Here is a 10637-nt window from a genome sequence, read left to right as displayed (position 1 = left end):
GCCGCCCGTCTCCACCGCGAGGCGGGCGGACTCCTCGTACATGGTGCGCGGGTCGTCCACGAAGTGGCACCGGCCGCCGTGGAATCCGCGCCCCACTTCGACGAAGCCGACGGTTACTGGTCGCGGTACATCTCCGCCACCAGGAACGCCAGGTCGAGCGACTGGCTGCGGTTGAGCCGCGGGTCGCAGGCCGTCTCGTAGCGCTGGTGCAGATCGTCGACGAAGATCTCGTCGCCGCCGCCCACGCACTCGGTGACGTCGTCACCGGTGAGCTCGACGTGGATGCCGCCCGGGTGGGTGCCGAGGCCCTTGTGGACCTCGAAGAAGCCCTTGACCTCGTCGAGCACGTCGTCGAAGCGGCGGGTCTTGTGGCCGGAGGCCGCCTCGTAGGTGTTGCCGTGCATCGGGTCGGTGATCCAGGCGACGGTCGCACCGGAGGCGGAGACCTTCTCCACCAGCTCGGGCAGCTTGTCGCGGACCTTGTCGGCGCCCATGCGGACGATGAAGGTCAGCCGGCCGGGCTCGCGGTCGGGGTCCAGGCGCTCGATGTACTGCAGCGCCTCCTCGGCCGTGGTCGTCGGGCCGAGCTTGATGCCGATCGGGTTGCGGATCTGCGAGGCGAACTCGATGTGCGCGTGGTCCAGCTGGCGGGTGCGCTCACCGATCCACACCATGTGCGCCGAGACGTCGTACAGGCGCCCGGTGCGCGAGTCCACGCGGGTGAGCGCCGACTCGTAGTCCAGCAGCAGCGCCTCGTGCGAGGAGTAGAACTCGACGGTCTTGAACTCCTCCGGGTCGGTGCCGCAGGCCCGCATGAAGTTCAGCGCCTGGTCGATCTCCCGGGCGAGCTGCTCGTAGCGCTGGCCGGAGGGGGACGACTTCACGAAGTCCTGGTTCCAGGCGTGCACCTGGCGCAGGTCGGCGTAGCCGCCGGTGGTGAAGGCGCGCACCAGGTTGAGCGTGGAGGCGGACGCGTTGTACATCCGCTTCAGGCGCTCGGGGTCCGGGATACGGGCCTTCTCGTTGAACTCGAAGCCGTTGACGGAGTCGCCCCGGTACGTCGGCAGCGTCACGCCGTCACGCGTCTCGGTGCCCTTGGAGCGCGGCTTGGAGTACTGGCCGGCGATGCGGCCGACCTTCACGACCGGCACCGAGGCGGCGTACGTCAGCACGGCGCCCATCTGGAGCAGGGTCTTGAGCTTGTTGCGGATGTGGTCCGCGGACACGGCGTCGAAGGCCTCGGCGCAGTCGCCACCCTGGAGGAGGAACGCCTCTCCCTTGGCGACGGCCGCCATCCGGGCGCGCAGCTGGTCGCACTCGCCCGCGAAGACGAGCGGCGGATACGACTCGAGGTCCGCGATCACTGCGCGCAGAGCCTCGGTGTCGGGGTACTCGGGCTGCTGCGCCGCGGGCAGGTCTCGCCAGGTGTTGCCAGCGCTCGCGCTGGTCTTAGCGTTCACGGTCACGCCCTCCACATTACGGGGTCGTGTCGAGTCGTTTTCGCACGGCTCGACAGGTGAGACACGGCCCCGCTCAGGTGCGCATGGGGTAAGGTGCGGCGCATGTTCGCGCTTTCGACCCAGAACTGGTGGTGGACCGCTCATCCGGCGGCCCACTGACTGCGCGTACGCAAGACTTCGCGAAGGCCGCCCGAGGGGCGGCCTTCGGCGTTTCCGAGGTCGTTCCTCACCGACATCGAGTGATCGGGAGTTTGAGGAACCATGGACCTGACAGGCCTGCTGAACGACGACCGCCCCTTCGCCCTGCTCCGCCGCCGTACCCCCGGCCACGACGAGAACACCGTCGAACTCCTCGTCGGGCCGGTCAGCACCCGCGACCGTCTCGCCGACCTCCCCGACGAGGGCCTCGCGCTCGTCCCCTACCGCCAGATCCGCGAGCGCGGCTTCGACGTACGCGACGACGGGACACCGCTCGCCGTCCTGACGCCCGAGGAGACGCACACGCTCTCCCTCGCGGAGGCCCTCTCTCAGCTTCCCGCCCACGACGTCCGCGTCGAGAACGGCGGCTTCGACGTGGCCGACGAGGAGTACGCCGGGATCGTCGGGCGTGTCCTGCACGAGGAGATCGGGCGCGGTGAGGGCGCCAACTTCGTGATCCGGCGGACGTACGAGGGGGAGATCCCGGGATTCTCCCGCGCGGACGCCCTCGCGCTGTTCCGGCGGCTCCTGGTGGGCGAGCGGGGCGCGTACTGGACCTTCGTCGTCCACACCGGCGAGCGCACCCTGGTCGGCGCGAGCCCCGAGGTGCATGTGCGGATGTCCGGCGGGACCGTCGTCATGAACCCGATCAGCGGGACGTACCGCTATCCCGCCGAGGGCCCCACCCCCGAGCACCTGCTCGACTTCCTGGCCGACGGCAAGGAGATCGAGGAGCTGTCGATGGTCGTCGACGAGGAGCTCAAGATGATGTGCACCGTCGGTGACATCGGCGGGGTCGTCATCGGGCCCCGGCTTAAGGAGATGGCCCACCTCGCGCACACGGAGTACGAACTGCGCGGCAAATCCTCGCTGGACGTGCGGGAGGTCCTCAGGGAGACGATGTTCGCGGCGACCGTCACCGGGTCCCCGGTGCAGAACGCCTGCCGGGTCATCGAGCGGCACGAGGTCGGGGGCCGCGGCTACTACGCGGGCGCGCTGGCGCTGCTCGGCCGGGACTCCGGCGGGGCGCAGACCCTGGACTCCCCCATCCTCATCCGCACGGCGGACATCTCCACCGAAGGGCACCTGAAGGTCCCGGTCGGCGCGACCCTCGTGCGGGGCTCGGACCCGGTGAGCGAGGTCGCGGAGACCCACGCGAAGGCGGCGGGGGTGCTGGCGGCTCTCGGTGTACGGCCGTCCCTGCCGCGTACGGAGCACGCGCGCGTGAGTCTTGCCGAGGACCCACGCGTGCGTGCCGCGCTCGACGGGCGCCGCGCGCACCTCGCCCCCTTCTGGCTGCGGATGCAGGAGCGGTCCGAGCAGCTCACCGGACACGCCCTGGTGGTCGACGGCGAGGACACCTTCACGGCGATGCTCGCGCACGTGTTGCGGTCGAGCGGCCTGGAGGTGACCGTACGGCGGTATGACGAGCCCGGACTCCAGGACGCGGTGCTCGCGCACAAGGGGCCCCTCGTGCTCGGCCCCGGTCCCGGCGACCCTTCCGACCTGCACGATCCCAAGATGCGGTTCCTGCGCGAGCTGACCGCGCTGGTGATCCGGGAGCACCGGCACGGCGTGCTCGGCGTCTGCCTCGGCCATGAGCTGATCGCGGCCGAGCTGGGGCTGGAGATCGTACGGAAGGAAGTGCCGTACCAGGGGGCGCAGACGACCGTCGACCTGTTCGGGCGGCCGGAGACGGTCGGCTTCTACAACAGCTTCGTGGCCCGCTGCGACGACGAGGCCGCCCGGGAACTGGCCGAGCACGGCGTCGAGGTGAGCCGGAGCGACACGCACGAGGTGCACGCCCTGCGCGGGCCCGGCTTCGCCGGGGTGCAGTTCCACCCGGAGTCGGTCCTGACGCTGAACGGCGCCGCCGTCGTGCGGGAGCTGGTGGCTCAGCTGCGGGGTACCAGCACGTTCCCGGAGCGGCGGCCCGCCGTGTAGTCGAGGACGTTTTGCACCGTGGCGTCGATGATCTGGCCGACGGCGTCCTCGGTGTAGTAGGCCTGGTGGGAGGTGACCAGGACGTTCGGGAAGGTGCCCAGGCGGGCCAGGGTGTCGTCCTCGATGGCCTCCAGGGACCGGTCGACGTAGAACAGGCCCGCCTCCGCCTCGTACACGTCGAGGCCGACGCCCGCGAAGCGGCCGGCGCGCAGTTCGGTGACGAGGGCCGCGGTGTCGATGAGGCCGCCGCGGCTGGAGTTGATCAGGATCGCGTCGTCCTTCATGGCTTTCAGGGCGTCGGCGTCGAGGAGGTGGGTGGTCTCCGGCATCAGCGGGACGTGCAGGGTGATCAGGTCGGACTCGGCGAGCAGCTGTTCCTTGGGGACGTACTGCATGCCGAGTTCCCGGCAGACCGGGTTCTCGGCGACGTCCCAGCCGAGCAGCCGCATGCCGAAGCCGTGGGCGATCCGGGTGAAGGCCTCGCCGATCTTCCCGGTGCCGAGGACGCCCACCGTGCGGCCGTGCATGTCGCGGCCCATCAGCCCGTCGAGGCGGAAGTCGAAGTCACGCGTGCGCGTGGAGGCGCGCACGACCCGGCGGTTCACCGCCATGGCGAGGGTCCAGGCGAACTCGGCGACCGAGTACGGCGAGTAGTACGAGACCCGGGCGATGGTCATGCCGAGGCGCTGGGCCGCCTGGAGGTCGATGTTGTTGTAGCCGGTGGAGCGCTGGGCGATCATCCGCGTGCCGCCCGCCGCCAGGACCTCCAGGACACGGGCGCCGAGTTCGGCGTTGACGCTGGTGGAGACGGTCTCGTAGCCGGACGCGATGGGCGCGGTGTCCTCGTTGAGGAAGACGTCCAGGCAGCGGACCTCGTGGTGGCCGGCGAAGGCGCTCTCGATCAGGGGCTTCTCGTCGGCCTGCACACCGAAGGCGAGGATCTCCAAGACGTCTGCCCTTCGGTCGGCCATGGGCCGAATATACGACCCACGGCCGACTCCCGCCGGGTCAGCCGAAGAACACCCCGACCTCGTCGTACAGCTCGGGATCGACCGTTTTCAGCTTCGCCGTCGCCTCCGCGATCGGCACCCGCACGATGTCGGTGCCGCGCAGGGCGACCATCTTGCCGAAGTCGCCGTCGCGGACGGCGTCGATGGCGTGCAGGCCGAAGCGGGTGGCGAGCCAGCGGTCGAAGGCGCTGGGGGTACCGCCGCGCTGGATGTGCCCGAGGACGGTCGTGCGGGCCTCCTTGCCGGTGCGCTTCTCGATCTGCTTGGCCAGCCACTCGCCGACGCCCGACAGCCGCACGTGTCCGAAGGAGTCGAGCGACTCGTCCTTGAGGACCATGTCGCCGTCCTTGGGCATGGCCCCCTCGGCGACGACCACGATCGGGGCGTACGACGCCCTGAAGCGGGAGGTGATCCAGGCACACACCTGGTCGACGTCGAAGCGCTGCTCGGGGATGAGGATGACGTTGGCGCCGCCCGCGAGGCCGGAGTGCAGGGCGATCCAGCCGGCGTGACGGCCCATCACCTCGCAGACCAGGACGCGCATATGGGACTCGGCGGTGGTGTGCAGGCGGTCGATGGCCTCCGTGGCGATGCCGACCGCGGTGTCGAAGCCGAAGGTGTAGTCGGTGGCGGAGAGGTCGTTGTCGATGGTCTTCGGTACGCCGACACAGGGCACGCCGTGCCGTTCGGACAGTTGCGCGGCGACACCGAGCGTGTCCTCGCCGCCGATCACGATGAGCGCCTCGACCTCCCGCGCGGCCAGGTTCTCCTGGATCCGGCGGATGCCGTCCTCCTGCTTCAGCGGATTGGTGCGCGAGGAGCCGAGGATGGTGCCGCCGCGGGGCAGGATGCCGCGGACGGCCGGGATGTCGAGACGTACGGTGCGGTCCTCCAGTGGACCTCGCCAGCCGTCCCGGAAGCCGGTGAAGTCATAGCCGTACTCCTGTACGCCCTTGCGGACTATGGCCCGGATGACGGCGTTGAGGCCGGGGCAGTCGCCGCCTCCGGTCAGTACTCCGACGCGCATGGACAGTTCCCTTCGCCGCAGGTGCCTGACGAAGGGTCAGTGTGACGCGCGTCTCACTCGTCGTCGAGGCCCCGTTCGATGGCGTAGCGGACGAGCTCGACCCGGTTGTGGAGTTGCAGCTTGCCGAGGGTGTTCTGGACGTGGTTCTGGACCGTGCGGTGGGAGATGACCAGTCGCTCGGCGATCTGCTTGTAGCTCAGGCCCTTGGCGACCAGGCGCAGCACCTCGGTCTCGCGCTCGGTGAGCTGCGGGGCCCTGGGCTGGTCGGGGTCGGTGGTGGGCGTGGGGTCGGAGGCGAGGCGGCGGTACTCGCCGAGGACGAGACCGGCGAGGCCGGGCGTGAACACCGCGTCGCCGACGGCCGTACGGCGGACCGCGTCCAGGAGTTCGTCCGTCGACGCCGACTTGAGCAGATAGCCGGTCGCACCCGACTTCACGGCCTCCAGCACGTCGGCGTGCTCGCCGCTCGCCGACAGCACGAGGACGCGCAGGGCCGGGTTGTGGCCGACGAGTTCCTTGCAGACCTGGACGCCGGGCTTCACCGGCAGGTTCAGGTCGAGCACCAGCACGTCGGGGCCGGCCGCCTTGGCCCGGCGTACGGCCTGGTCGCCGTCGCCCGCGGTGGCGACCACGTCGAAGCCGGACTCGGCCAGGTCCCGGGCGACCGCGTCGCGCCACATGGGGTGGTCGTCGACCACCATCACCTTGATCGGGTCCTTGTCGTTCATCGCTGTCCTGCCTTCCCCCGTGAGACCTTCGGTATTTTCAGCTCGACCTCCGTGCCCTGCCCCGGAGGCGAGATCAGCTCGGCGTTGCCGCCGAGGTCGCGCAGCCGGCCCCGGATCGACTGAGCCACCCCGAGCCGCCCCTCCCCCTCCGCCTGCGCGAGCCGGCCCTCGGGGATGCCGGGTCCGTCGTCCCGTACGGTCACGATCACCTCGTCGGGCTCGTCCTCGACGAGGATCCACGCACGCGCGTGGTCACCGGCGTGCCGGTGCACGTTGTCCAGGGCGGCCCCGACGGCCGCGGCCAGCTCGCGCGCGGCGGGCGGGGGCAGCGGGACGGGGGCGCCGGGCTCGACGAGGGAGACCTTCGCCGAGGCGTACGGGGCGAGCAGCGCCCGCAGGTCGAGCGGGCCGTCGTCGTCCGGCTCTTCGTCGACGACGCGGACGACCGCTCCCTGGGCCGCGTCCTGCGACACCCGGGAGACGGGCGTCAGGCCGCCGGAGACCAGGGTGCGCAGCGCGACCTCCTGCTCGCCGGCCATCCGGCCCAGCTCGGCCGCCTCGCCACCCATGACCGCGCCCCGGCGCTGCACCATGGCGAGCACCTGAAGGACGCTGTCGTGGATGTCCCGGGCCAGTCGCTCGCGCTCCCGGGTCGCCGCCTCGATCTCCAGGGCGCGGGCGAGGGTGCGCTCGGAGGCGCGGGCGACCTCGACGACGTAGCCGATGGCGATGGAGGCGACCCAGACGAGGATCACGTTGTGGACGGTGTCGCGGGCCGGGTGGCCGCGCTCGATCAGGTTGGCGGCGGCGACCGGCGTGGAGGCGAGCGCGGCCCAGCGCCAGCCGCCCTTGATGGCGAAGGCGAGGACGGAACCGGCGGTCCATATCGACGGCAGGGTGGAGCCGCCGCTGTCGATGTGGTGGTCGTTGACGACCAGCGGGGTCAGCACGATCCCGGTGACCGCGATCGCGAGGTCCACGGCGAGGAAGCGCTTGGTGCACGCGGCCGCGTTCTGGACGCGGGGCAGGGTGGCTAGCGTCCACACGCACAGGACGACGTAGTAGGTGATGGCGATGCCGGGCCGGTCGAACTCGTCGTAGGCGGTGGCGAAGAGGCCGACCGCGTACAGCATGGTGAGCACCCGGTACCCGGTCAGCGCACGCCACAGCGGCTGTTCGACCGACATGCGCATGACGCGTACCTGCTTGGCCATGTCCCCCACCCCTGGCTCAGACTGCCGTGTCCCAGGATCTTAGGGCGCGGGAGTCCCGGGCTGGTCCTTGTCGGCCTTCGCGACAGCCGTCCTGGCCGCCTTCTCCGCCTTGGCCGCTTCCGCGATCCGGCGCTTGGCGGCGGTCGCGTAGATGTCGACGTACTCCTGGCCGGAGAGCTTCATGATCTCGTACATGACCTCGTCGGTCACCGCGCGCAGCACGAAACGGTCGTGCTCCATGCCCTGGTAGCGGCTGAAGTCCAGCGGCTCGCCGATGCGGATCCCCGGCCGCATCAGCTTGGGCATGACCTTGCCCGGCGGCTGGATCTTCTCGGTGTCGATCATGGCGACCGGGATGACCGGGGCGCCGCTGGCGAGCGCCACGCGCGCGAGGCCACCGGGCTTGCCGCGGTACAGGCGGCCGTCGGGCGAGCGCGTGCCCTCGGGGTAGATACCGAACAGCTCACCGCGCTCCAGGACGTCGAGGCCGCTCTTGATCGCGGCCTCGCCCGCGCCGCGCGCGCCGGAGCGGTCCACCGGGAGCTGGCCGACGCCCTTGAAGAAGGCGGCCGTGAGGCGGCCCTTCACCCCGGGCGTGGTGAAGTACTCGGCCTTCGCGATGAAGGTGACCTTGCGGTCGAGCACCGCGGGCAGGAAGAAGGAGTCGGAGAACGAGAGGTGGTTGCTCGCCAGGATGGCGGGGCCCTCGGCGGGAATATTCTCGAGGCCTTCCACCCAGGGCCTGAAGGCGACCTTCAGCGGCCCTCCGATGGCGACCTTCATCGTGCCGTACAACAACCGAGTGCCTCCTGTGTCCGTCGAACAGACCTTAACCCGGAGCCCTGTCAAAGAGCCCGACGGCCCTGGTCGGTGTCAGTGCGGTCGCGTACGGTGAACCACACCTGGACTTGCTCACGCTTCTTTCATGAACAGGAGACCTAGGTGCCGGTCCTCCCCGGAGCCGAGCCGTTCCGCCATGAGGGCGGGGAGGCCGGTGTCCTTCTCTGCCACGGCTTCACCGGTTCCCCCCAGTCGCTGCGGCCCTGGGCCCAGTACCTCGCCGAGCACGGCCTGACGGTCTCCCTGCCGCTGCTGCCCGGACACGGCACCCGCTGGCAGGACATGGCCCTCACCGGCTGGCAGGACTGGTACGCCGAGGTGGACCGCGAGCTGCGCACCCTCACCGAGCGCTGCACCTCCGTGTTCGTGGCCGGTCTCTCCATGGGCGGCACCCTGGCCCTGCGGCTCGCCGCCAAGCACGGGGACTCGGTGAGCGGTGTCGTGGTCGTCAACCCGGCGAACCGCATGCACGGCCTCGCGCCGTACGCCCTCCCGGTGGCCCGCCACTTCGTCCGTACGGCGCCCGGGATCGCCAGCGACATCAAGAAGGAGGGCAGCGTCGAGCTGGGGTACGACAAGGTGCCGCTGCACGCGGCGCACTCCCTGCGGACCTTCTTCCGGCAGGTCGACGGCGAGCTGCCGCAGGTCACCCAGCCGCTGCTGGTGCTGCGCAGCACGCAGGACCACGTGGTGCCGGCGGCCGACTCCGCGCGCGTGCTGAGCCGGGTGTCGTCGACGGACGTCACGGAGATCGTGCTGGAACAGAGCTACCACGTGGCGACGTTGGACCATGACGCGGAGCGGATTTTCGACGAGAGCCTCGCGTTCATCGGCCGGCACACCACCGGCATCGGCAGTGAAGGGACGGCCGCCCGTGGCTGAGCACGACTCCGACCGCGAGGACCGCGAGCCGGACGAGCAGGGCGTCCCGTTCGACGAGGAGGCCGCGTGGGCGGCCATCGTCGCCGGGTACGGCGAGGAGCCGGCGGACCCGCCGGGCACGAAGCCCTTCAAGTCGGTCGAGGATCTCGCGCTGCTGGAGACCGAGACGAACGACGAGCCGACGGTGACGGCGGAGAAGACGGAGCCCAGGGCGAAGACGGACGAGAAGCCGGCGAAGCCGCTGGGCGGTTCCGTCTCCTTCGCGCCCGGCGTCGGGCCGCGTGACTACAGCGCGCCGGAGCCGTCCGACGACGACTTCGAGGAGGACGACGAGGGGCACTTCGTGCCGCCGGAGCCACCACCGCTGCCCACCGGCGACACCACCGCGAAGTTCGCCTGGCTGGGGGTGCTCGGCGGGCCGGTGCTGCTGCTGATCGCGGTGCTGCTCGGCTGGGAGATGACGTGGTGGCTGGCCACGGTGGGCATCGGTGGGTTCCTGGGCGGCTTCGTCACGCTGGTGACGCGGATGCGGACGGACGACGAGGACGAAGACGGTCCCGGCCGGGGGGCCGTCGTCTAGTCGGGCTCAGGTCGCGGGGATTTTGAGGGTGGCCAGGACCGGAAGGTGGTCGGTGGCCGCCCTCAGGTCTGTCTCCGTGATGCCTGGAAGATCCGTGGGGACTCCGCAGCCGACCACCTCGATGCCCTTCGTGGCGAAGATCGCGTCGATGCGCCGGTGGGGCTCGGTGCGGATCCAGGTGGGTTCGCCGCCGGTGGGGCTGGTCGCCCAGCAGTCCTGAAGGCTGTCCGCGATGCGGGTGAAGGCGGGGCCGGAGGGCAGTTCGTTGAGGTCGCCGCCCGCGACGGCGTGGTCCACGCCCATGCCGGCGAGGCGGTCGAGGAGCATGCCCGCCTGGTCGTAGCGCTCGTCCTTCCGCAAGGACAGGTGACAGCTCAGGACGCCGAGCCGGGCGCCGCCGAGTCGTACGACGGCGGTGGCGAAGCCCCTTCGGTGCTCGCCAGGGGTGAGGGGCAGCAGGACGTCTTCCGAACGTTCGACCGTTGTCCGCAGGTTGCAGAGGATGGCCGGGCCCGCCGCGGTGCCGCCGCCGGTGAGGATGACCAGCCCCGAGGCCGACGCCAGCCTCGCCAGCTTCTTGCGCCAGCGGAAGAAGCGGGGGGCCTCCTGGATCAGGACGAGATCTGGTGCGCAGGCCCTGATGACCCGGGCCAGCGCGTCTGTGTCGTCTCGCATCGAGCGGATGTTGTAGCTCAGGACCTTGACCGGAACCATGTGGATCAATCTACGCCCATGGGCAGGGGCGCGAAGGCCG

11 protein-coding genes are annotated in these 10637 nt (G+C 70.6%); 4 read left to right on the top strand and 7 right to left on the bottom strand.

Translation table 11 applies throughout. The features are described 5' to 3' along the window. Window positions 1-113: 113 nt before the first annotated feature. Window positions 114-1466, bottom strand: a complete 1353-nt coding sequence (locus ABZT06_RS11305) for a class II 3-deoxy-7-phosphoheptulonate synthase (protein WP_306982711.1) — start codon at window positions 1464-1466, stop codon at window positions 114-116. 96 nt (window positions 1467-1562) lie between these two features. Between ABZT06_RS11305 and ABZT06_RS11300 the strand changes: the two genes are divergently transcribed. Then, window positions 1563-1619 (top strand): trp operon leader peptide, encoded by a 57-nt coding sequence (locus ABZT06_RS11300; protein WP_078912442.1) that lies wholly within the window; start codon window positions 1563-1565, stop codon window positions 1617-1619. 102 nt (window positions 1620-1721) lie between these two features. Continuing rightward, window positions 1722-3602, top strand: a complete 1881-nt coding sequence (locus ABZT06_RS11295) for an anthranilate synthase family protein (protein ID WP_355738250.1) — start codon at window positions 1722-1724, stop codon at window positions 3600-3602. Here ABZT06_RS11295 and ABZT06_RS11290 read toward each other — a convergent pair. From ABZT06_RS11290 to ABZT06_RS11270, 5 genes are all read right to left on the bottom strand, one after another. Beyond that, window positions 3554-4549: a 2-hydroxyacid dehydrogenase gene (locus ABZT06_RS11290; RefSeq protein WP_355738308.1), complete on the bottom strand. Its 996-nt coding sequence runs from the start codon at window positions 4547-4549 to the stop codon at window positions 3554-3556. The genes ABZT06_RS11295 and ABZT06_RS11290 overlap by 49 nt on opposite strands. A gap of 61 nt (window positions 4550-4610) precedes the next feature. Beyond that, complete coding sequence (locus ABZT06_RS11285; protein ID WP_355738247.1) at window positions 4611-5639, bottom strand: 6-phosphofructokinase; 1029 nt, start codon at window positions 5637-5639, stop codon at window positions 4611-4613. A 53-nt stretch (window positions 5640-5692) separates the two neighbouring features. Next, complete coding sequence (locus tag ABZT06_RS11280) at window positions 5693-6367, bottom strand: response regulator transcription factor (RefSeq protein ID WP_355738245.1); 675 nt, start codon at window positions 6365-6367, stop codon at window positions 5693-5695. Further along, window positions 6364-7581: a DUF5931 domain-containing protein gene (locus ABZT06_RS11275; protein ID WP_355738241.1), complete on the bottom strand. Its 1218-nt coding sequence runs from the start codon at window positions 7579-7581 to the stop codon at window positions 6364-6366. Before ABZT06_RS11275 ends, ABZT06_RS11280 begins: the two co-directional genes overlap by 4 nt. A gap of 39 nt (window positions 7582-7620) precedes the next feature. Then, a complete protein-coding gene (locus tag ABZT06_RS11270) occupies window positions 7621-8379 on the bottom strand; it encodes a lysophospholipid acyltransferase family protein (protein WP_355738238.1) in 759 nt (252 codons plus the stop codon). A 144-nt stretch (window positions 8380-8523) separates the two neighbouring features. On the opposite strand from ABZT06_RS11270, the gene ABZT06_RS11265 reads away from it, so the two are divergent. Together ABZT06_RS11265 and ABZT06_RS11260 are read left to right on the top strand one after the other, a co-directional pair. Next, the gene (locus ABZT06_RS11265) at window positions 8524-9303 is read left to right on the top strand and encodes an alpha/beta fold hydrolase (protein ID WP_355738235.1); all 780 of its coding nucleotides are present in this window, start codon (window positions 8524-8526) and stop codon (window positions 9301-9303) included. After that, on the top strand, window positions 9296-9883 hold the full coding sequence (locus ABZT06_RS11260; RefSeq protein WP_355738232.1) for a hypothetical protein: 588 nt from the start codon (window positions 9296-9298) through the stop codon (window positions 9881-9883). The genes ABZT06_RS11265 and ABZT06_RS11260 overlap by 8 nt, the downstream gene beginning before the upstream one ends. Before the next feature lie 6 nt (window positions 9884-9889). Here the strand turns inward: ABZT06_RS11260 and ABZT06_RS11255 are convergent, their stop codons facing one another. Continuing rightward, window positions 9890-10597, bottom strand: coding sequence for an endonuclease/exonuclease/phosphatase family protein (locus tag ABZT06_RS11255; RefSeq protein WP_355738229.1), 708 nt, complete (start codon window positions 10595-10597; stop codon window positions 9890-9892). Window positions 10598-10637 lie beyond the last annotated feature (40 nt).

It is taken from the genome of Streptomyces sp. NPDC005483, assembly GCF_040606035.1.
GTDB lineage: Bacteria > Actinomycetota > Actinomycetes > Streptomycetales > Streptomycetaceae > Streptomyces.
Note: the sequence above shows the minus strand (reverse complement) of the source record. Positions and strands in the feature narration are given on the sequence as shown.